Genomic DNA, 23,384 nt, shown 5'->3' with positions numbered 1-23,384 from the left:
AAACCTCTATTCTTCAAGCAATCATGCTACAGAATAGAGGTTTTCTCAAGTCATTAGAGATGCTTTTCGTAAAAAGCAGTTTCTAAATTACTTTTCTTGTTGTTGGATTTCAGCAACAGTTAAAGCAGTCATATTGATAAGACGACGAGTTGTTGCTGTCGGTGTCAAAATATGAACAGGTTTTGCTGCACCAAGTAAAATTGGACCAATAGTAACGTTGTTACCAGAAGTTGCTTTCAACAAGTTAAATGAAATATTTGCAGCATCTAGGTTTGGCATAATGAGCAAGTTTGCAGAACCTTTAAAACGTGAGCCAGGGAATGCAAATTGACGAATGTTTTCGTCTAATGCTGCATCACCGTGCATTTCACCTTCAACTTCAAGCTCAGGAGCTTGCTCAGATAAAATACGATAAACTTCACGCATTTTTTGAGCACTTGAATCAGTTTGGTCACTACCAAAACTTGAATGAGAAAGAAGTGCTACGCGTGGAGTAATACCAAAGCGACGTACTTCTTCAGCTGCCAAAATAGTCATTTCAGCAAGTTGTTCAGCAGTAGGATTAGTGTTTACATAGGTATCTGCAATGAACAAATTACGATCTTCAAGCATTAATGCATTTAATGTGAAGAAGTTGTTCATGCCTTCTTTAAGACCGATAACATTGCGTACAAAGTCAAGGTGAATGTTATAGCTACTGTAAGTACCACATAACATACCGTCTGCTTTACCAAATTTAACCAGTAAAGATGCAATTAAAGTTGAACGGCGACGAGCTTCACGTTGAGCATATTCAACAGTAATGCCTTTGCGTTGCATTGTTTGATAGTAGTCTTTCCAAAACTCTTCATACATCGGGTTTTGTTCTTGATCTACAATCTCAATGTTTACGCCATGTTGTAAACGTAAGCCTAATTTTTTGATATTAGCTTCAATTACAGCAGTACGACCTACTAAAATTGGTTTAGCTAAATCTTCATCAACTGCGATTTGCACTGCACGTAATACGCGCTCATCTTCACCTTCAGCATATGCGATGCGTTTAGGATCAGTTTTTGCTTGAGCAAAAATCGGTTTCATCAAGAATGCAGAGTTATAAACAAACTCAGATAATTTTTGACGGTATGCAGAGAAATCTTCGATTGGACGAGTCGCGACACCTGAGTCCATTGCAGCTTTAGCAACAGCAGGAGCAATTTCTAAAATTAAACGTTGGTCAAGTGGGCGTGGAATTAAGTAGTCACGGCCAAATGAAGCAGATTTTTCGCCATAAGTTGCTGCATCTGCTTCTACGTGTGCCATACGTGCAATTGCATGTACACATGCAATTTTCATGTCTTCATTAATCGTTGTTGCACCAACGTCAAGCGCACCACGGAAAATGTAAGGGAAACATAATGCGTTGTTTACTTGGTTTGGATAGTCAGAACGACCAGTTGCCATGATTACATCAGGACGTACTTCATGTGCATGTTCAGGTAAAATTTCTGGATCTGGGTTTGCCAAAGCAAAAATAATAGGGTTCTCAGCCATCTGTTTCACCATTTCTTTGGTGAGAATACCAGCAGCAGAAAGACCCAAGAACATATCAGCACCAGCCATCACTTCATGTAACTGAGTCGCTTTGATATCTTGAACATAACGTTTTTTCGATTCATCCAAGCCTTCACGTGAAGTAGTGAGTAGACCGCGAGAATCGGCAACAATGATATTTTCTTTATTTACGCCTAAAGCACAAAGTAAATCTAAACAAGAGAGGGCAGCAGCGCCTGCACCTGAAGCTACAATTTTGATTTCATCAATTTTCTTATTTACAAGTTGCAATGCATTGAGCAAAGCTGAACCTACAATGATACTTGTACCGTGTTGATCGTCATGGAATACAGGAATTTTCATGCGTTCGCGAAGTTTCTTTTCGATATAGAAACATTCTGGCGCTTTAATATCTTCGAGGTTGATACCACCGAAAGTTGGCTCAAGAGAGGCAACAATATCTACAATTTTATCTGGATCGTTTTCTGCAATTTCGATGTCAAATACGTCAACACCAGCAAACTTCTTGAAAAGTACGCCTTTACCTTCCATTACAGGTTTAGATGCTAATGGTCCAATATTACCTAAACCAAGAACAGCTGTACCGTTACTGACTACGGCAACCAAGTTTCCGCGAGCTGTATATTTAGCAGCAGCAGATGGATCACGTTCAATCTCTAAACATGGCGCAGCAACTCCTGGTGAGTAGGCTAGAGCCAAATCTCGTTGGTTGACAAGTTGCTTACTTGGGGTGACGCTGATTTTCCCTGGGTTTGGATATTCATGGTAATTTAAAGCGGCCTGTTTTAAAGATTGATCGTCCATCTGAGTCTCTATTTGATACAAAAAAGCAAACTAGTCAAATTGCTCATTTAGGGAGAGGCAACTCACTTCTTTAACTACGCTTTAATTTTTACCAATTAAGAGAATAGTAGACGAATTGCCAATAGCCCCGTTGTGAGCTAAATGCTAAAGAATATAACACTACTTCTTTATTTCTCACAGTCAAAAACGCTCATTTTTGGAAAAAGCAGCATAGGTAAAATAGATGATTGGAACAATTAAGAAATATGCGGATTTGTTTGTAGATAAGGAATAATCTGCTCGGCAGGAATAGGACGACTAAAGAAATAGCCTTGTAAAAAATCACATTGTTGTTTTTGTAGATAGGTGACTTGTTCTTTTGTTTCTACACCTTCAGCAACCAGTTTAAGTCCCATACTTTTACCCATCGCGATCATTGCATTTACAATTGCTTCTTGTTTATGGTCACCAATTTTAGAAATAAAAGCACGATCAATTTTTAATACGTCAATTGGGTACTCTGTCAAATAGGCTAAAGAGGAATAACCCGTACCAAAGTCATCTAAAGCAATTGAGATATCTCGTTGTTTTATCGCATGTAATAGTGTTTTTACATTGGCAGTATTATCTAAAAGGGCTGACTCTGTAATTTCAAGTTCGAGATCTGAACCTTGAATATTATATTTTTGCAAAACCTCATCTAAGTCATTGAGTAATAAGCCTCGATGTATTTGTTGAGCGACAATATTTACAGAGACTTGAATATTGATATAGCCTGCATTTTTCCACTCTTGGAGTTGTTTTCCAACTTTATCTAAAACAACTTTACCAATGTCTGAAATCAGGCTACTACGCTCAGCAAAAGGTATGAACATATTCGGCAGGATTAATCCTTTTTCAGGATGCTGCCAACGAATGAGTGCTTCAAAACCGATAATTGATTGATCCTGTAGATTAATTTTGGGTTGGTAATAAACGACAAATTCATCATTTTGAATAGCTTTACGTAGCTCTTGTTCTAAATCGGCAGTTTTATATGAGTGATTTGTTTTATTGCAGTAATAGCAAATTGTATTACCACCTAAACGTTTTGCCTCTGAAAGTGCTTGCTCTGCATGATTGTTGAGATGATCAATTTGTCTGCCATGTTCAGGAAAACATGCAACACCGATAGATGCGGTAATAAAATATTCGTGATTATCAATGTAAAAAGGTGCATTGAGTGCTTGTAAAATATTTTGGCAATATTGCTCAACATTTGGGTGAATTGGCGAAATCTCATAAATGATTGCGAAATCATCACTATTTAAATAGGCGACTAAAATCGCATTGATATTGATTAAGCGTAACCTTTGCGCGAACTGTTTAAGTAATTCATCACCACTATCATTATTTAAAAATTCATTGAACGCTCGGAAGCGGTCAATATTTACCCGTATTAATGCTAAATTTTTAATGTTATATGAAGGATTTACAAGATATTGATGTAATTGATTATAGTAGTAAAGACGATTAGGCAGGTGGGTGAGGCTATCGTAGTTTTTTAAGTAAGATAGGTGTTGCTCTTGGCGCTTTTGCTCAGTGAGGTCGCTTGCAAATCCAATATAATTGGTAATTTGATTGAATTCATCTTTGACCACATTGATATGCAACCATAAATATACGCTTTTACCAGAACTAAACTTTTCGTCAAACTGACCCATATATTCTCCTGTCTCCAAGAGCTGTTGGGTTATTGATGTATGAAACTGTTGTTGCAATTCTTTTTGATTAATTGTAATGCTAAATAGTTCTTTATTCAGAAGTTCTGATTTGGAAAATCCAGTTAATTTTTCGTAGTAGGGATTAATATCAATATAGTTTAGGTGCTCATCTAAAATAAATATTCCTTCCGCAGCTTGCTCGAGCACAATTGCAGATAGCCTTAGATGTTCTTGATCCTTTTTCTCTTGATGTATATCACGGGTCATTCCCACCATACGAAGCGCTTTTTGTGTCTTTGGATCTCTGGTGATGACACGGCCTACATCATGAATCCATCTCCAAGAACCATCTCGACGTAAAATTCGAAAGGTGATATTAAAATGATCTGTAATGCCTTCCAAATGTTGTTTTAAACGTTCGTCAAAAAGTTTTTTATCGCTTGGGTGTATACGATCTAATATTGTATTGAGATGAATAACGGCAGTTTGAGTTTGTTTTTGTTGATCGAAAAATGTAATTTCCAATCTTTGACTTTCAATATCCCAATCCCAAGGTCGAATACCCGCAGTTTCATGTGCAAAAGCTAAATTATAGTGATGGCTTTCGAGTTGCTCATTCATTTTGGTGAGGTCATAGGTACGTTCTCGTACTTTTTGCTCAAGCAAATGATTATTAAATTGAAGCTGGGCTTCAATATCTTTGGACTTATTCACTTCTTGTTGGAGTTGTACACATAATTCTTCAGCCCATTGGGTATGTTGGTCTGAAATTTGAACAAGCTGTTTATTTTTTAATAATAATTGAGAGATCTTTTGGTAATTGCGTTGAGTTGCATATGCACAAAGCACAGTTGCGACAAAGGTGAGGTTATAGGCGAAATAAAAAGGTAGCTGAGTAATTGGTTTATGTGTGAATTGAGCAATTAGTAGAGGGAAGGTGCTAGGAATAAATAAGAGATAAAAATATCGGGGTTGCTGTGTTAAAAAAGTAAGTCCAATGATATGAGCCGAAGTAATAAATAAAGCAATTAAAATATGCGCATCTGGTAGTGCAATTAATTCAGGAGGAAGATAGAAATGAATAATTGTGACATTTATTCCAATTAAAATTCCTGAGAATAAACAAATACTTTGTAAGACAAGATCAGCTTTTTTTGTAAAATCAATCGTGCGATAGTGAGTTAAAATATTTGGAATAAATAATAAGCAGACAAGAGCTACGACGGTAAGGCCAATAGACCAGCTAAATATTGTTATTGTAGATGAAAAATAGTAAGAAAAAATACCATATGAAATGAGGCACAGTAATATCAGGCTAATTAAATACCAGCGGATATATTGAGTTGAAAGTTTCAGCTGTTCAATTTTTGTTTGATGCTGTAGATATTCTTCCTGAAGCCCAGACATAAGATTTTTCTATCCTATTTTTTTACATATATACAGAAAGAATCTGATTTATCAGTGAAAAAGAATTTGAAATTTTATTCATACAATAAAAGTAAGTTAACTTTAAATAATGATTTAATCAATGTGCAGAGAACTTAGGTGGATAAAAATCGATAATTTAAAATAGACAAGGCAACAACAGGGGCAGTTTCTGTACGCAAAACTCGGTCACCAATGCACCAGTTCATAAATCCAGCTTGATTGGCTTGGGTAATTTCATTTTCACTTAGTCCACCTTCTGGGCCAATCAATAAGGCAAGTTCAGGCTGTATTCCCGCCAATACATCTTTTTGTTCTTTTTCTGGTGCTAAAACAAATTTAGATTGTGGAAGCTCAGAAGAACTTAACCATTCATGAAGAGAAATAGGCGCTAATACTTCTGGAACCAAGTTCAAGCCACATTGTTCACATGCTGCAATTGCAACAGCTTGCCAGTGATCTAATTTTTTTTGATCTCGATCGTATTTTAAGCGCATTTCACAACGCTCACTTGTTAGCAATTGAATCTGGCTTACACCTAATTCAGTGGCTTTCTGAATGGCATAATCCATTCGATCGCCTTTACTCATGACTTGACCTAAAATAGCTTTAAAAGGGGCATCACGGTTTGCAGGGTTAAAATCCTCAATTGTGACAAACGCATTTTTTTTATTAATTTCTGTCAAAGTCACAAGATATTCCCCACCTTGTCCATTAAATAGAGTCGCTTGTTCTTGTAGTTGTGCACGTAAAACACGCACCCAATGATGGAATACTGATTCTGTCAGTTGAATTGTTGAGCCAACTGTAAGTTCAGTTTCGATAAAAAAACGGTTCATTGGGTACGCCTTACAAAATTAATTTAAACCAAGATCAACAACAAGTTGACGAGTTGGTTCGATTTGATTCATTGAATAGAAGTGTAAGCTTGGCGCACCACCTGCAATAAGGCGTTCACACAACTTAACAACAACTTCATGACCGAAAGCTTTAATACTTTCACTGTCATCACCATAGGCTTGTAATTGCTTACGGATCCAGCGAGGAATTTCAGCACCAGTACCGTCTGCAAAGCGAATTAAGTTACTTGCGTTGGTAATTGGCATGATTCCTGGAGCCACCGGAATGTTAATTCCAGCTTGCTCTAAACGCTCTATAAAATAAAAGTAGGAATCTGGATTAAAGAAGAATTGAGTAATCCCTGCATTGGCACCAGCTTGTACTTTTTCAATAAAACGTTGAATATCTGAATCAAGGTTTTCAGCTTGAGGATGCATTTCTGGATAAGCTGCAACTTCAATATGAAAATGGTCACCTGAGTGCTCACGAATAAAACGTACTAAATCCTGTGCGTAAGGAAGTTCCCCAAGTCCAACCTGACCAGAAGGTAAATCACCGCGTAAAGCAACAATACGGTTAATACCTTGAGCTTTATATAAATCCAGTAACTCAGCAATACGAGCTTTATCATCACCAATACAAGAAAGGTGAGGTGCAACTGGTGTACCTTTACCATTGAAATCATCAATAGCAGCTAGAGTACGTTCGCGAGTAGAACCACCAGCCCCATAAGTAATTGAGAAAAACTCAGGGTTCAGAAGTTGTAATTCTTGGTGAACAATACGAAGTTTTTCAGCACCAGCATCAGTTTTTGGCGGGAAAAACTCAAAAGAAATAGGTGTACGTTTAGTCATGTCAAATCCTTGTAAACAGCGAAACATTTTAGAAAAAAGGGCAGTCGGTTCACCGTCTGCCCTTAAGTTCTTAGTATTTGTAAGCGTCAGACTTGAATGGTCCCTCAACAGCTACACCTAAATAATCGGCTTGCTCTTGAGTTAACTGTGTAAGTACACCACCGAAACCTGCAACCATTGCAGCGGCAACTTCTTCGTCAAGTTTCTTAGGAAGAACTTCTACACGAATTTTTGCAGCTTTTTCATTTGCAGGAAGATCAGCAAATTTCTCTTGGAATAAGTGAATTTGACCTAAAACTTGGTTAGCAAAAGAACCATCCATTACACGTGATGGGTGACCAGTTGCATTACCTAGGTTTACAAGGCGCCCTTCAGAAAGAAGGATAAGGTAGTTATTTTCATCTTCTGAACGATAAACTTGGTGAACTTGTGGCTTAACTTCAACCCACTTGTAACCACGTAAATAAGCTGTATCGATTTCTGTGTCGAAGTGACCGATGTTACATACAACTGCACCAGCTTTTAAGCTGTCTAACATTGCTGCATCGCACACGTGGTAGTTACCAGTTGTTGTTACAACGAGGTCAGTGTTGCCAAGAAGATCTTGGTTAATATCTTCTTTTTTACCTGTTTGTACGCCGTTCTTGTATGGAGATACAACTTCATAGCCATCCATACATGCTTGCATTGCACAAATCGGGTCAACTTCAGTTACACGAACGATCATGCCTTCTTGACGTAAAGATTGAGCAGAACCTTTACCTACGTCACCATAACCAACTACAAGTGCACGGCGACCAGACAAAAGCATGTCAGTTGCACGTTTGATCGCGTCATTTAATGAGTGACGGCAACCGTATTTGTTGTCGTTTTTAGATTTAGTAACTGAGTCATTTACGTTAATTGCAGGAACTTTCAAAGAACCGTCTTTCCACATTTCGATAAGACGTTGAACACCTGTTGTAGTTTCTTCAGTAATACCGTGAATACGTTCTAAAAGAGCAGGGTATTTTTCATGAACAAGAGCAGTTAAATCACCGCCATCGTCCAAAATCATGTTGGCATCCCAAGGTTGGCCATTTACATTGATCTGTTGTTCAAGGCACCATACATATTCTTCTTCAGTTTCACCTTTCCAAGCAAAAACTGGAATACCGCGAGCAGCAATTGCAGCAGCAGCGTGGTCTTGAGTAGAGAAAATGTTACATGATGTCCAGCGTACTTCAGCACCTAATTCAACAAGCGTTTCAATAAGAACAGCTGTTTGAATGGTCATGTGAATACAACCAAGAATTTTTGCACCAGCAAGTGGTTTAGAAGCTGCATAGCGTTTACGTAAGCCGATCAAAGCTGGCATTTCTGCTTCAGCTAGTTTGATTTCTTTACGACCGTAGTCAGCAAGAGAGATGTCAGCAACTTTGTAATCTGTAAATGAAGCATTAACCGCGTTCATCAGGATCTCCTAGGAAAAAATAGTATTGATCATTCTGTTCGCGGATGCCGTTGTTGGTTAAAACGAGTGTTTAACCGATCGTCGAGCCTGGCAAATTGATCTTTAGTGCCGATCAATTGTCGCAGCATCCCTCGACTAGCGAAACATTGTACTTGGAAAAGCTTTTAGTGCCAATCCAGTTTTGTTTATTATCTGCGTAATTATCACTTTAGATTCTAATTATGGCATTAAATATTCCCGAGTCATTGGCAAGCCTAGAGTCAAACTGTGGTGTTTTTGCAGTTTGGATGGTGCTTCAGCATCATGGAGTACAAATTGATGTGGTTGAGCTGATTAATGTTTGCCGACACGATGAAGGAGGCACCTATACTATTGCCTTAGCTGTTGCTTTAAAAAAACTAGGATTTGAAGTGTCATTTCATTCAGATGAGGATCCTAGCATTAGCCAAAGCGAACGCATGAGCTATAAAGAAGCAAAGGTATTAAGAATTCCAACTGGACCTGCGCTGAGCTATCAAGATATTCAAGTTGCAATTCAAAACGGAAAAATGGTGATTGTGTACTACGATACTTTAGAAGGTGTTGGAAATCAGTCGCTCATTTATTCTATAGATCAAAATGAAATCTGCTTTTTTGATAGTTTTGAACCGATGTCAGCGGCAGTTTTTGAAAAGCAGCGTCAAGTAGAAGGGATTTGCCGTCAGGCTATTGTGATTGATGATTGTAATTTTCAGATGTATTCATCCAAATTGAATTAGATAAAAAGAGCCAGTAGAGTGCTGGCTCATATTGAAGTTATTTTTGTTGATATTCTTGAATGACTTCTAAAGCAGCACGAAAAGCTTCTTGTGTAGCAGGGGCGCCGCAATATGGCAGGCTGTGCAATAAAGTTTCTTGAATCTCTTCAACTGTACAACCATTGTTGAGTGCACCACGAACATGGCCTTTGAGTTCGGTTGGTGACTTAAGTGCAGTTAACATCGCTAAAGTAATTAATGAGCGATATTTACGAGGTAGCACACCTTCACGCTGCCAAGTCGATCCCCATGCATGTTCATTAATCCAGTCTTGTAAAGGCTGGGTAAAGGGTACGGTATTTTCTTGGGCGCGCTTTACAAAAGCTTCTCCCATCACTTCTATGCGAACTTTTAATCCATTTTCGTAATCTTGCTTAGACATTAATTTCTCCTAAAAATAAAAGCGTCGATTGACGCTTTTATGGCTGTTTATTAATTAATGCGAATCAAAAATGATTGCAATAGTGAATTAGTGGAGGCATCAGTCACTAAATTTGATGAGGGTTCGACAAAGGAAGATCTTTATTTAAATCTTCATCAAACACATCTGTAAGCATGCTATCGAATCGAATTGCGTTGTATTGCAATAATTGTTGAGCTTCACTTTCAGAAATAAAGCCTTCTTTTATCGCTTGTTCAATATTTTCCTCAAAGGTGAGTCCTGTAAATTTACCCTTAGATTCAGCTTTTTTAAACTTATCCCAAAGTGGTTCAAGAGTTTGTAGAATTTGGAACGTATGTTCTAAACGTCCAGTCACATCATCGGCTTTGGTAGAATAAAATACATGATGTTTAAGCTGCTCTCTAAAAGGATGCTCTTGCATCATAAGTTCAGCGACTTGCTGTTTTAACTCATCGTCAGGTTTTGAAATGACACGACCTAACGGGAAACAGATCCATTTTACAAATGCTGCTGGAAGTTTAGCTGGGAAGTTTTCAAATAATCCCCAAAATGCTTCCTGAATATTTAAGAAAGCTTTTTGTAGAGCTAATTTAGCGTGAAGTTGTTCGGCTTCAGTTTTTTGGCCAGCTTCATAAAATTTTAAAATCGCAGTAGAAATAAAGAGGTGCGCGTGAATATCTGCCAAGCGTCCTGATAACATTTCTTTGCGTTTTAAGTCTCCTGCAAGTAAACCAAGTGACATATCCGAAACAAGTGCAAAGTTGGCACTAAAACGGTTAATCGTCTTATAGTAACTTGCAGTGAATTGATCTGCTGACTGAGGCGCATCGCTTGAGCCACCTGTCCAACCGTAGGCAAATGATCTAGCACCGCGGTTAAAGGTATAGGCTAAATGTTTAAATAACAAATCATCAAATTTTTTGACCGAGCTATTTTTATCTTCAGATTGCAGGAGTTGTAACTCTTCAAATAGATAAGGATGACAACGCATTGAGCCTTGACCAAAAATCATCAATGAACGGGTCAAAATATTTGCGCCTTCTACCGTAATAGCAATTGGAATTGCTTGATAGGTAAGGGCAAGGAAATTACGTGGCCCAAGTTGAATAGCACGTCCGCCAGCAATATCCATTCCGTGATTTACGACTTTACGCATCGTTTCAGTTGCATAATATTTTGCCATAGCAGTCATCACGGCAGGTGTTCCACCTTGGTTTAGGCCACATGTCACTAAATAACGGAATGCTTCAAGCATATAGGCATCGCTGGCAATTTCACTGGTTGCTTCTTGTACGCCTTCAAATTTACCGACAGAAATATTGAACTGTTGACGAATTTTCGCAAAAGCACCAACGGTTAAATAGCTCATTTCACCTGCGGCTGTGGCTAATGCTGGAAGGGAAATACCACGGCCCACACCTAAACATTCCATGAGCATACGCCAGCCTTTACCGGCATTTTCTTGACCACCAATAATCCAGTCAATAGGAATAAAAACATCTTCTCCTTCTACGGTTCCATTCATAAATGGAGAACCTGGAAAATGTCGTGCTCCTATTTTTACACCCACATGACTTGCAGGAATTAAGGCACAAGTAATACCGTATTCTGTTTTGTCTTTATCTCCCAATAGGCCTTCTGGGTCATAAAGTTTAAATGCAAGACCTACGACTGTGGCAATTGGCGCAAGCGTAATCCAGCGTTTAGAGAAATTCATGCGAAGTCCAAGGACTTGAGCACCTTCATATTCGCCGTAACAAACAACGCCCGAATCTGGAATGGCACCTGCATCTGAACCTGCTTCTGGGCTGGTTAAACCAAAGCATGGGATCTCTTCACCTTTAGCAAGGCCCGGTAAATACTGTTGTTTTTGTGCATCTGTACCGTAGTGCATGAGTAGCTCACCCGGTCCTAATGAGTTTGGAACCATACAACTCACAGCTGTGGTGAGTGAGCGGGAAGCAATTTTGCTCATAATACGGCTTTGAGCAAACGAACTAAATTCTTTACCCCCAAATGATTTTGGAATAATGAGTCCTAAAAATCCTTTGTCTTTAATAAATTGCCAAACTTCTGGTGGTAGATCTTTTAAGTGATGATGAATCTCCCATTCATCTAACATGCTACAAAGGAGCTCAACTTCATTGTCGATAAAACTTTGTTCTTCTGCTGACAAGGTTGGGTAGGGATATTTTTCAAATTGAGACCAATCGGGTGCCCCCATAAATAATTCTTTTTCCCACCAACTGGTACCTGCCTCTAAAGCCTCTTGTTCAGTCGTACTGATGCTCGGCATTGAGTTTGCTAATGTTTTATATGCAGGTTGAGTAATTAGATTAAAGCGTAATGGTGCAAATAAAATAATGATACTAAGGACAATAAGGGGAATACCTAAAAGGAGAGCCCATGGCGTTAGTATGAGTGCAGTAAGTATGGCTACAGCAATCGTAATAACACTACCAATGGTTCTGTTTAGATTAAAAAAGAAAATTGCCCATATTGCAAAAAGCTGAATGACAACGCTTAAAACAAAGAGTAGGAAAATCATACTTGCTCCTTGCTAGATAAGCCCTCAAGTTAGAAGTTACAAAAAAGCGAGGAGAGATTTAAGGCTTAACTAGCTAATTTTTAATGCTGTTTAAATTTAATTTTTTATGTCGCAATTGATGTATATGCTAGAGCAGGGATATATCGTACTTTTAGGTATAAGATATTTTTAAGTGAAAGTGTAATGGGTTGTTTTATCGATTTGTCAAGAAATGTTATTGATTTTCTTATACAAATAAAAAGCCCTCTAACGTAGAGGGCTTTTATAGATATTTAATTTTTAAGCTTCGACAACTTGAACAGCGATTTTTTTAGCTGGATCTACTTTGCGACGAACTTCTGGTACTGGTTCACCGTGGTATTGACGATCAGCAAAGTAACTTGAACGAACCATTGGTGCAGACCAAATATTTCTAAAGCCAAGTTTACGGCCATGCTCTGCATAACGTTCGAACTCTTCTGGTGTTACAAAGCGGTCAATTGGCGCGTGTTGTTTAGAAGGTTGTAAGTATTGACCAATAGTCACATAGTCAACATCGTGAGCACGCAAGTCATCAAGTAATGCAATAACTTCTTCTTCAGTTTCACCGATACCCACCATCAAACCACATTTTGTTGGGATATCAGGGCAATATTCTTTAAACATTTTTAATAAGTTTAAAGAATGTTGATAGTCTGAACCTGGGCGCATTGCTTTATATAGACGTGGCACAGTCTCGATGTTGTGGTTAAATACGTCTGGCGGACATTCAGTCATAATGCGTAAAGCAATATCCATACGTCCACGGAAATCTGGTACTAAAATCTCAAGCAATGTATTTGGGCTTAGTGCACGAGCTTCTTTGATACAGTCCACAAAGTGTTGTGCACCGCCGTCAAGTAAGTCATCACGGTCAACCGAAGTAATTACCGCATATTTGAGCTTAAGATTAGCAATTGTCTCTGCCATATGACGAGGTTCATCTGCATCGAGTGCATTTGGACGGCCATGTGCTACATCACAGAAAGGGCAACGACGTGTACAAATGTCACCCATGATCATGAATGTTGCTGTACCACCACCAAAACATTCTGGTAGGTTTGGACAAGCAGCTTCTTCACAAACGGTATGGAGTTTTTGAGCACGTAAAGTGGTTTTAATACGCTGAACTTCTTCTGGTGCCGTCATCTTGACACGAATCCAGTCAGGTTTACGCGGCACTTCAACCGTAGGTACAACTTTTACAGGAATTCTTGCGACTTTTTCTGCGCCACGAAGTTTTACACCCTGTTCAGGTTTACGGTGTTCTGACATATTTAACTTTTCCACTCGTTTATAGAGACATTGACATTGTATTATAGCGAACTTCTTCAGTTAATAGCGGAAAATAACTATTCATATAATAAATGTGGTTATTCAGAAATATAGGGTTGAGAAATACATAAATTCACCGCATATTAGCCATAATTTATTATAAAATATGGTCATTCAAGTGAGGAAGGAGCTTTCAATGCCACGTAAAAAAGAGGTCGTTAGTGGGAATTTCGTTAAATACGATGCGGTAGTTCTCGGTTCTGGACCTGCAGGTGAAGGCGCGGCAATGAAGCTTGCAAAAGCGGGTAAGCGTGTTGCAATTGTAGATGTGCGTGATCAACTGGGTGGTAACTGTGCACACGTAGGTACCATTCCAAGTAAAGCATTGCGTCAAACAGTTTCTAGTATTATCCGCTATCAGCGCGATCCAATGTTTCAAAAAGTAGGTGAATGGAAACAGTTCACCATGAAACAGGTTTTGCGTAATGCACACAAAGTAATTCAACAACAGGTTGATACGCATACACGTTTTTACGATCGCAATAAAATCGGTGTATTCCACGGCCGTGCATATATTCAAGATAAAAATACAGTTTTAGTTTTTAGCCATGAAGGTATTAAAGAAACAATTATCTGTAAGCAAATCGTGATTGCTACAGGTAGTCGTCCTTATCATCCGCAAGGTTTAGACTTTGATCATCCTCGCGTATTCGATTCGGACAAAATCCTTGATCTTGATTATTCAATTCAAAAAATTATTATTTACGGCGCAGGTGTTATTGGCTGTGAATATGCCTCAATCTTTATTGGTCTAGATCATAAAGTTGACTTGATCAATACTCAGCAAAAACTATTAAGTTATCTAGATGATGAAATTGCTGATGCATTGTCTTATCACTTACGTGAACAAGGTGTATTGATTCGTCACAATGAGCAAATGGATCATCTTGAAACGTTTGATGACCATGTTGTACTACATTTACAAAGTGGTAAAAAGATTAAAGCCGATGCGATTCTTTGGTGTAACGGTCGTTCAGGAAACACTGAAGGTTTAGGTCTTGAGAATGTTGGCTTAGTACCAAATAACCGTGGTCAACTTTCAGTAAATGATCAATACCAAACTGAAGTTGAAAATATTTATGCTGCTGGTGACGTGATTGGTTGGCCATCACTTGCTTCTGCTGCTTATGACCAAGGGCGCTGTGCTGGCGCAAACATGAGTGGTGAAGATGCGAAACCAGTACGTGATATCCCAACAGGTATCTATACCATTCCAGAAATCTCATCAATTGGTAAAAATGAACAGGAATTAACGGAAGAGAAAATTCCGTATGAAGTAGGTCAGGCTTCTTTCCGTCATTTGGCTCGTGCGCAAATTACTGGTGATACAGTGGGTGAGTTAAAAATTCTTTTCCACCGCGACACTATGGAAATTTTAGGTATTCATTGTTTTGGTAATAACGCTGCCGAAATTATCCACATTGGGCAAGCAGTTATGCACAGCCCAAACAATACCTTGAAATATTTCGTTGAAACGACATTTAACTATCCAACAATGGCAGAAGCATATCGTGTAGCTGCGCTTAATGGTATGAATCGTTTGTTTTGATTTTAAATAAGTTTTTCATAAAAAAGCCCGCAAACTTGCGGGCTTTTTTATTTTCATTAGACCATAGGTTTTTTATATTTTTATGACAATTTGCAGTATGCGTCTGGCTGTCTATATCTCTAGTGGGCACAAAATGCTTGATTAAAATATACAAATAAATCAGGAGTTTGTTTCCATAAAATGATTGAACAGGCCAGCAGAGTAATCACGAGCAAAGTCATAATTGTTTTCAAAAGTAAGGCATTATGCGTCATGAATAACAGCCTCCTCATTTACAAAGAAATGTACGATTACCCCTAATATACTCAAAGCTATTGAACATAGCCAAATAGCATTGTAATTACCTGTTAAGTCATGGTTAACACCGCCAAGCCAACCGCCAAAGAAAGAACCGACTTGATGGGTGAAAAACACAATACCACTTAACATTGAAAGGTATTTAACACCGAACATATTTGCGACAATGCCGTTGGTAAGTGGAACTGTAGAGAGCCATAAAAGTCCCATAATGACGCCAAAAGCATATACCGTATAAGTGTTTAGAGGTAATAGTAAAAAGGCGATGATTGCGATGCCGCGGCTACCGTAAAGTGCCATTAATAATTTAGGTTTTGAGAATCGATCTCCCAGCCAACCCGCCCCATAAGTTCCCACAATATTAAATAGTCCTACTAATGCCAGAAACACAGTTCCTGTAGCTGCATCAAAGCCATGATCGATTAAATAGCCCGGCAGATGAACGCCTAAAAAGACCACCTGAAACCCACAGACTAAAAAGCCTAAAGCTAACCACCAGAATGGCTTATGTTTTCTAGCAATATTCAGTACTTGTTTAAATGTGAGCTGTGGTTCAGCAATTGCTTTTGGCGTTTGATTGCTTGGTCCTTTTAGCATCCACGCTAGGGGAATAATAAGAGCAATTAATAGTGCACTCACCATCAAAGCTGACGACCATCCTACCGTTTTAAGCAAGAGAAGGGTGGAAGGTAACATAATAAACTGACCAAAAGAGCCTGCTGCACTGGCAATACCCATTGCCATACTTCTTTTTTCTGGAGGGGCAGCTCGGCCTACTGCACTCAGTAAAACAGTAAAAGAGGTTGCTGATAAAGCTAAACCAATAATAAGACCTAAGCTTAAATTCAAAATGAGTACACTTGAACTAAAAGCCATTAAAAGTAGGCCTAGGGTATAAAGTAAACCACCAACAGCAACCACAACTTTACTGCCATATTTATCTGCAATTGCTCCAGTAAAAGGCTGAACAGCTCCCCAGATCAGGTTCTGCATGGCTATTGCAAGACTAAAAACATGTTGTCCCCAGCCAAATTCATGGCTCATGGGTACAAGGTAGAGACCGAAACCATGACGGACACCTAATGAAAGGGCCAAAATAATTGCACTGCCAATCAGCATATAGATGAGGGACTGAGAAAATTGGTTGTCAGTTTTAGTCATGATTAATGGAAAATTATAATAATGATGATTTATTGTAGAAGATATATCGAAAAATATCGATATAGTTGGAGAGAATATTTAAGAAGAATTAAAAAGTTCTTAAGGATCGTATTTTATGACAAGAAAATTAAAGAAGCAGACATCATTTTGATCTCTGCTTCTTGTAGAAATTATGCTGCGGAATTACGTTCAAGTAATGCTTGTTCAAAAAGTACTTGTTCTTTTTCTTTATGTTCAGTCGTGAAGCGAATTAGAATTACGCTACAGCCTGCGACCATAACCAAACCACCTAAAATAAATAGACAAGTTTGAACATCTAGCAAACCTTTTAATAAGAAGCCAGCTGCAACAGCACCCGCATTGCCACCTGCACCAATAATCCCTGCAACACCACCTAAAGCATTACGATCAATAAATGGTACGAGAGCATATGTCGCGCCACAAGCCATGTGAGTAAACAAGGCAAAAATGGTCATGGAAATAATTGCAAGAGCAACCACATTCATTTGAGAGAAAAGAATTAAGAATAAACCTTCACCTAAAATCATGAGCACTAGTACTTTAGTGCGGCCATCTAAACCTTTTTTGAGTGCGACTTTATCGGAAATAATACCGCCAAGTGCACGAGCAAAGAGTGCAAGAAGACCAAATATCCCCGCGGTTAAACCAGCAGTTTTTAAATCCATTTTGAACTGATCAACATAGTACATTGCTGCAACGTTATGGATGAAAATTTCAATCCCGAAACAGGCACCGTAAGCCACAAATAAAATCCAGACACGGTAGTTACGAGCAGCCTGCATTAAAATAGCCATGCCACCTTTTTTACCACTGCCAACTTCAATACCTTGTGCGCGGACTTCTTTGAAGTTTCCTTGAGGACAGTCTTGGGTGAGTTTCCAATAAAGAATACCAACAATGACCATCATTACGCCTGGTACGATTAATGCAACACGCCAACCCATAGTTTGTTCGACACCGAACATTACAATGGCACCAAGTAATAAAGGCATTAGAGCTTGGGTTGCACCGCCACCAGCATTACCCCAACCAGCTGCTGCCGCATTTGCTGTACCTACAACATTAGGTGCAAACATAACACTTGTATGATATTGCGTAATAACAAAGCTTGCGCCAATTGCACCGATCAGTAAGCGGAAGAATAAAAAAGACTCATAACTGTTAGCAGCAGCAACTCCAAATACAGGAATACTGCCAAGTAAAAGAAGGGCTGTATAGGTAATCCTCGGGCCATATTTATCACAAAGTGGACCGACAGCGAGTCGTACTAAAATCGTAATTGCAACGGCGGCAATATTGATATTGGCAATTTGATCTTTGGTTAAGCCGAACTCACCTTTAATCACTGGCATTAATGGTGCGCAAGCAAACCATGCGAAGAAGCACACAAAGAATGCGAGCCATGTCATGTGGAAAGCGCGCATTGCAGGAGTAGAAAAGCTAAATAATTTTATTTCAGTTGCTTTTTTTGCATCTAGATTGATATTTGAAGACATACGCCGTCCCTCTGAACTGAACGAAATTTTAATTTGCATGGCAATTTATTGCCTATCTGCAGACCGATCAGAGCGGACATCGTTGGCCGTCTTGGTTTATTCATTGAATCATCGTTGACTCATCTTGCTATGAATAAAGCAAAGCTTGTGCCAAAAAATTAATTTTACTAAAAAGGAAAAATTACTTTCTAATTCTATTGAGTTAGTTTATTAAAAATAAAATTAATTAAAAAATTGAAATAAATCAGTAAATGCTCATAAGAGAGGAAGGCGGTAGATTTTTTCAATCGGCTTTATAAAAGTGCTCATTTTTTTAGCATTTTGATTTAAAAAGAAGCAAAATTTGGAAAAAAGAAAGCTATAAAAACGTGCATAAGTTTTTATAGCTTTGGGTGACACAAAAATTAGAAGCGGTAACCGACACCAACATATGTAATGAGTGGATCAATATCAATTTTGGTATTCGCTTTAATTAGCTCTTTACCTGTATTTTGGTCAGTCACATAGATTTTTGCTTCACTATTCATTTTGGAATATGAAACTGAACCAACAGCAAACCAGTTCGGGTTGAAGTCATAAGATGCACCTAAAGTCACAATAGGGGCAAAAGTATCGGTTGCTTCTAGTTTAACGATAGGATTTGCTGATGATGTTTTGCGATCTAATGCTGCACCAGCTTTACCATCATGGATATTCTGGATCATGTGACCCGCTTGAATTAAATCGGCCTCAATACCGGGATTCATTTTTAAATCATTAAAGTATGCATACATCACGCCAGCTCCGATATAAGGACGGAACTTATTTACCCCTGATTTACCAAATTGATAATGTAGTTCAACGGCTGGTAACCATGCACGAGCAGTCGCAGCCTTACCTCCCTGAGAAAGATCAGTAATATGCAGGTCTTGTTTTAAAGGAATATCTCCACCCGCCTCGGAAATTCCATCTCCTATGATTCCTCCTATTAAAGATCCATCTTTTAGTGGAGTCGCTTTTCCAGAAAGGGGAGCGTAAATATTACCTTTTCCATTAATATCTACTTTAGGAGGAATACCACCTTTAATTTCTAAAGATAAATTGTCCGTAAAGTTGTAATTAAACATAAGACCAACAGTATCAACATCAGCAGCTTCTAAGCCAGAACCTTGTTGTTGCCATTGAGAGAGACCATTAACTTCTGCTGTACCTGCAAGTGATGAGGGAAGAGTGTCTGTAAACTTATCAAGAAGGCTAATAGTGCTATACCAGAATTTTCCTGAAGTTTTACTTTGGTCGATTGCATCTAAAACGGCTTTTGTAGATACATCTCCAACTTTAGATGTTGTACCTTCTGCAACGCTAGTATTGATATTGACAGGGTTTCCTGAGCCTTGAGGCATCGCATGTAACCAGCCAGCAGAGACAGAAAAACGTTTGAAGCCATCGCCATCTTTAAAACTAAAATATGGTGAAGCGGCATAAGTGAATGTTGGCAGAGCAAAAAAGGCAGCTGTCATACAAAATAATGACTTTTTCATCATAAAAGGACTCCATGTCCGACATTTGTTTACTGATTTTTATTGAGCCCACCATACCTTGTTTTATTGAATAGATTGTGTATTAAAAATTAATAATTGTAATTTTTTTGAAATATTTGTTTATATTTAGAAAGATTTATTAATAAAAAGTACATAATAAATAATAAAAGGCTACACAAAGTAGCCTTTTATTTAAGTTTTTTAAATTATTGGTTGAAGCGAGATAGGTCTTCTTCAGGACGAGCAGTTAAGACTTCAATGCCTGTTTGGGTAACTAAAATGGTATGTTCATATTGAGCTGAAAGTTTATGGTCTTTCGTTACGACAGTCCATTTGTCACCTAACAATTTAGTTTGCCATACGCCAGCATTTACCATAGGTTCAATTGTAAAAGTCATACCTGCTTCCAGACGCATACCTGTACCAGCTTGACCATAATGGAGTACTTGAGGTTCATCATGGAAAACAGTTCCAATACCGTGACCACAATATTCGCGTACTACACTAAAACGTTCTGATTCGACATACTTTTGGATTGCGTGGCCGATATCACCTAAATATGAACCATCTCTAACAGTTGCCATCCCACGATACATCGCTTCTTGAGCAACTTTGCATAGACGGTTGGCTAAAATAGAAGTTTCACCACCAACGACATACATCATGTTGGTATCGCCGTGATAACCATCTTTAATGACAGTAACGTCAATATTAAGGATGTCACCATTTTTTAAAATTTTATTTTCAGAGGGAATACCATGACAGACAACATGGTTAACCGAAGTACAAATAGAGTGTTGAAAAGCAGGGCGCCCAGGAGCTCCACCATAGCCTACACATGCAGGAATAGCATGCTGCACATTTTCAATGTGATTGCGACAAATGGTATCAAGTTCAAGTGTACTCACACCTGCCTTAATATGGGGCTTGATCATCTCTAGAACTTCAGCCGCCAGTCGTCCTGCAATGCGCATTTTTTCAATTTCATCTGGAGTTTTGATTAATCGACGTGGAGCTGTATAAGTACTGTTCATGATCTCTAAAAACTTTTGGTAATTTACAAGTGTCTATGGTATAAATAGCCGCCCATTTTATCAAATGCTTTTCGTGAATATCTTTTACGAACAATTTTGATAGATGGAGTAAAAAATCCGCACATATATCGTCACATTACTCTGGGTGCCTGTAAAAAGGTGGAGAATGCGGATATATGGAGGCCTAACCCAACTTTTAAGGTAAAGAAAATGGCAGATTACAACGTAAGCATGCGCGACCTTCTTCAAGCAGGTGCGCACTTTGGTCACCAAACTCGTTTCTGGAACCCAAAAATGCGTCAATACATTTTTGGCGCGCGCAACAAAATTCACATCATCAACCTTGAGCACACTGTTCCTGCGTTAAATGATGCTTTGAACTTCGCTAACCAATTAGCAAGCAAAAAGAACAAAGTTTTGTTCGTTGGTACAAAACGTGCTGCTTCTAACATCATCCGTGAACAAGCTCAACGCGCTGGTCAACCATATGTAGATCACCGTTGGTTAGGTGGTATGTTGACGAACTGGAAAACACTTCGCCAATCTATCAACCGTTTAAAAGATCTTCAAACTCAATCTCAAGATGGTACTTTTGCTAAGCTTACTAAACGTGAAGCTTTAGAACGTGCTCGTGAGATGGAAAAACTTGAGCGCTCTTTAGGCGGCGTTAAAAACATGGGTGGTTTACCTGACGCATTATTTGTAATCGACGTTGATCACGAAGCGATTGCAATCAAAGAAGCTAAGAACTTAGGTATTCCTGTTATCGGTATCGTTGATACAAACTCTAACCCAGACAACGTTGATTACGTTATTCCTGGTAACGACGATGCGATCCGTGCAGTAACTCTATATGCTTCAGCTATGGCTGACGCAATTCTTGCTGGTAAAGAATACGCTCAATCTCAAGCGAACGCTCAAGCAAAAGGCGATGACGCTGCGAAAGACGCTTCTGAGGCTTAATGCGTTTTGACGCAGGCTTGTCATTTTTGCGACATGTAATGGTGGCAAATTAAGCGTCGAGAGTGCAAACGGCCCAGAGTTTCTTTGGGCCGTTTTTGTTGAAAAGATTTATTTTCTACCGATTTTAGGAGATCAACATGACTGCAATTACTGCAAGCATGGTAAAAGAATTACGTGACCGTACTGGTCTTGCAATGATGGAATGCAAAAAAGCATTAACAGAAGCGAACGGTGACATCGAGCTTGCTATTGATAACCTTCGTAAATCTGGTCAAGCTAAAGCTGCTAAAAAAGCTGGTAACATTGCTGCTGACGGTGCAATCACAATCGTTCAAGAAGGCAACAAAGCAATTTTAGTTGAAGTTAACTGTCAAACTGACTTCGTTGCTAAAGACGAAAACTTCTCTAACTTCTCTAAAGCTGTTGCTACTGCTGCTTTAGCTGCTGGTGAAACTGATGCTGCTAAAATCGCTGAATTAAAATTAGCAGACGGTCAATCAGTTGAAGAAGCTCGTATTGCACTTGTTCAAAAAATCGGTGAAAACATCCAAGTTCGTCGCGCGAAAATCGTTGAAGGCGAAAACTTGGCTATCTACAAACACGGTTTAAAAATCGGTGTTGTAGTTTCTTATACTGGTGATGCTGATACTGGTAAAGGTATTGCAATGCACGTTGCTGCATTCAACCCAGTAGCTGTAAATGCTGAAGCTGTTCCTGCTGACCTTATCGCTAAAGAAAAAGAAATTGCTGAAGCGAAAGCGTTAGAATCTGGTAAGCCAGCTAACATCGTTGAGAAAATGGTAACTGGTTCAGTTGATAAATACTTGAACGAAGTTGCTCTTGATCGTCAAATGTATGTAATCGACAACGACAAGAAAGTTGCTGATGTATTAAAAGCAACTGGTACTACTGTTGCTGAATTCGTACGTTTCGAAGTTGGTGAAGGTATTGAGAAGAAAGCAGAACTTAGCTTCGCTGAAGAAGTTGCTGCTGCTCAAGCTGCTGCGAAGTAATTCGTATCACAATAAAAAAAGCCCCATTGGGGCTTTTTTTATCTCAGTTAAAATAAGGGTGTACAATGACAAATAAAAAAAATCTCAGTATTGCTGGTGTGATTATTTTATTGATTGCTGCGTATTTTGGTCTAGATTTATCTGGGCATAAGCAAAATCAATCACCATCATCAACTATACCCGCAGCTCAGCGTAATGAAACTACACTTTCAAATAATGGGGTGGACACTGTAAAAGCTGCTTATGAGCAGAGACAAAGTAATGTTCAAGTGCAGGGAAGTGGTCGAGTCAAAGCAATTTTAAGAGATGATAATGATGGGTCAAGACACCAGAAATTCATTCTAGTATTAAAAAATGGTCTTTCAATTTTGGTTGCACATAATATCGATTTGGCACCTAAAATTTCTAATCTAAATAAAGGTGACATCGTTGAGTTTTATGGCGAATATGAATACAACCCGAAAGGTGGTGTACTACATTGGACTCATCACGATCCACAAGGTCGTCATGAAGGTGGATGGCTTAAACATGACGGACAGATCTATCAATAAAGCTCAAGTGAACGTTTAATCAGATTATTTTCATAGAGCAATTTTGTTCTATTCAGTTTATTAAAA

The 23,384-nt window shown here is 38.7% G+C and carries 17 protein-coding genes; 5 read left to right on the top strand and 12 right to left on the bottom strand.

Annotated features, from left to right (window positions below; all coding sequences use genetic code 11):
* Nucleotides 1-87 precede the first annotated feature (87 nt).
* The 5 genes from AW165_RS01310 to ahcY form a co-directional block, all read right to left on the bottom strand.
* Entirely contained in the window at nt 88-2,358 is a 2,271-nt protein-coding gene (locus tag AW165_RS01310) for an NADP-dependent malic enzyme (protein WP_002118176.1), read from the bottom strand.
* A gap of 236 nt (nt 2,359-2,594) precedes the next feature.
* Nucleotides 2,595-5,447 carry a putative bifunctional diguanylate cyclase/phosphodiesterase gene (locus AW165_RS01305; protein WP_060464758.1) on the bottom strand — a complete coding sequence of 951 codons (2,853 nt, stop codon included), beginning with the start codon at nt 5,445-5,447 and terminating at the stop codon, nt 2,595-2,597.
* Between the two features lie 134 nt (nt 5,448-5,581).
* Complete coding sequence (locus AW165_RS01300; RefSeq protein WP_060464757.1) at nt 5,582-6,304, bottom strand: 16S rRNA (uracil(1498)-N(3))-methyltransferase; 723 nt, start codon at nt 6,302-6,304, stop codon at nt 5,582-5,584.
* A gap of 18 nt (nt 6,305-6,322) precedes the next feature.
* Nucleotides 6,323-7,159, bottom strand: a complete 837-nt coding sequence (gene metF, locus AW165_RS01295) for a methylenetetrahydrofolate reductase [NAD(P)H] (protein WP_032004580.1) — start codon at nt 7,157-7,159, stop codon at nt 6,323-6,325.
* 70 nt (nt 7,160-7,229) lie between these two features.
* A complete protein-coding gene (gene ahcY / locus AW165_RS01290) occupies nt 7,230-8,612 on the bottom strand; it encodes an adenosylhomocysteinase (RefSeq protein WP_033847673.1) in 1,383 nt (460 codons plus the stop codon).
* 221 nt (nt 8,613-8,833) lie between these two features.
* Between ahcY and AW165_RS01285 the strand changes: the two genes are divergently transcribed.
* A complete protein-coding gene (locus tag AW165_RS01285; RefSeq protein WP_060464756.1) occupies nt 8,834-9,370 on the top strand; it encodes a cysteine peptidase family C39 domain-containing protein in 537 nt (178 codons plus the stop codon).
* Nucleotides 9,371-9,407: 37 nt separating this feature from the next.
* On the opposite strand, the gene AW165_RS01280 is transcribed toward AW165_RS01285, so the two are convergent.
* From AW165_RS01280 to lipA, 3 genes are all read right to left on the bottom strand, one after another.
* Nucleotides 9,408-9,791 carry a carboxymuconolactone decarboxylase family protein gene (locus AW165_RS01280; RefSeq protein WP_060464755.1) on the bottom strand — a complete coding sequence of 128 codons (384 nt, stop codon included), beginning with the start codon at nt 9,789-9,791 and terminating at the stop codon, nt 9,408-9,410.
* A gap of 106 nt (nt 9,792-9,897) precedes the next feature.
* Nucleotides 9,898-12,360: an acyl-CoA dehydrogenase gene (locus AW165_RS01275; protein ID WP_060464754.1), complete on the bottom strand. Its 2,463-nt coding sequence runs from the start codon at nt 12,358-12,360 to the stop codon at nt 9,898-9,900.
* Nucleotides 12,361-12,639: 279 nt separating this feature from the next.
* The gene (gene lipA, locus AW165_RS01270; protein WP_002118167.1) at nt 12,640-13,653 is read right to left on the bottom strand and encodes a lipoyl synthase; all 1,014 of its coding nucleotides are present in this window, start codon (nt 13,651-13,653) and stop codon (nt 12,640-12,642) included.
* A 196-nt stretch (nt 13,654-13,849) separates the two neighbouring features.
* Here lipA and sthA point away from each other — a divergent pair, with 196 nt between their 5' ends.
* On the top strand, nt 13,850-15,262 hold the full coding sequence (gene sthA / locus AW165_RS01265) for a Si-specific NAD(P)(+) transhydrogenase (protein WP_002118117.1): 1,413 nt from the start codon (nt 13,850-13,852) through the stop codon (nt 15,260-15,262).
* A 243-nt stretch (nt 15,263-15,505) separates the two neighbouring features.
* Here the strand turns inward: sthA and AW165_RS01260 are convergent, their stop codons facing one another.
* The 4 genes from AW165_RS01260 to map form a co-directional block, all read right to left on the bottom strand.
* Entirely contained in the window at nt 15,506-16,720 is a 1,215-nt protein-coding gene (locus tag AW165_RS01260; protein WP_060464753.1) for an MFS transporter, read from the bottom strand.
* 170 nt (nt 16,721-16,890) lie between these two features.
* On the bottom strand, nt 16,891-18,237 hold the full coding sequence (locus AW165_RS01255) for an MFS transporter (protein WP_014207247.1): 1,347 nt from the start codon (nt 18,235-18,237) through the stop codon (nt 16,891-16,893).
* A gap of 404 nt (nt 18,238-18,641) precedes the next feature.
* Nucleotides 18,642-19,760, bottom strand: coding sequence for an OmpW/AlkL family protein (locus tag AW165_RS01250; protein WP_032055410.1), 1,119 nt, complete (start codon nt 19,758-19,760; stop codon nt 18,642-18,644).
* Nucleotides 19,761-19,963: 203 nt separating this feature from the next.
* Nucleotides 19,964-20,791 carry a type I methionyl aminopeptidase gene (gene map / locus AW165_RS01245; RefSeq protein ID WP_002118165.1) on the bottom strand — a complete coding sequence of 276 codons (828 nt, stop codon included), beginning with the start codon at nt 20,789-20,791 and terminating at the stop codon, nt 19,964-19,966.
* A gap of 210 nt (nt 20,792-21,001) precedes the next feature.
* Here map and rpsB point away from each other — a divergent pair, with 210 nt between their 5' ends.
* The 3 genes from rpsB to AW165_RS01230 all read left to right on the top strand — a co-directional run bounded on the left by rpsB (nt 21,002) and on the right by AW165_RS01230 (nt 23,318).
* On the top strand, nt 21,002-21,754 hold the full coding sequence (gene rpsB, locus AW165_RS01240) for a 30S ribosomal protein S2 (RefSeq protein ID WP_002118204.1): 753 nt from the start codon (nt 21,002-21,004) through the stop codon (nt 21,752-21,754).
* 137 nt (nt 21,755-21,891) lie between these two features.
* Complete coding sequence (gene tsf / locus AW165_RS01235; RefSeq protein ID WP_002118238.1) at nt 21,892-22,767, top strand: translation elongation factor Ts; 876 nt, start codon at nt 21,892-21,894, stop codon at nt 22,765-22,767.
* Between the two features lie 65 nt (nt 22,768-22,832).
* A complete protein-coding gene (locus AW165_RS01230) occupies nt 22,833-23,318 on the top strand; it encodes a DUF3465 domain-containing protein (RefSeq protein ID WP_060464752.1) in 486 nt (161 codons plus the stop codon).
* Nucleotides 23,319-23,384 lie beyond the last annotated feature (66 nt).

It is taken from the genome of Acinetobacter sp. LMB-5, assembly GCF_001541635.1.
In the GTDB taxonomy this organism is placed as follows: domain Bacteria; phylum Pseudomonadota; class Gammaproteobacteria; order Pseudomonadales; family Moraxellaceae; genus Acinetobacter; species Acinetobacter pittii.
Note: the sequence above shows the minus strand (reverse complement) of the source record. Positions and strands in the feature narration are given on the sequence as shown.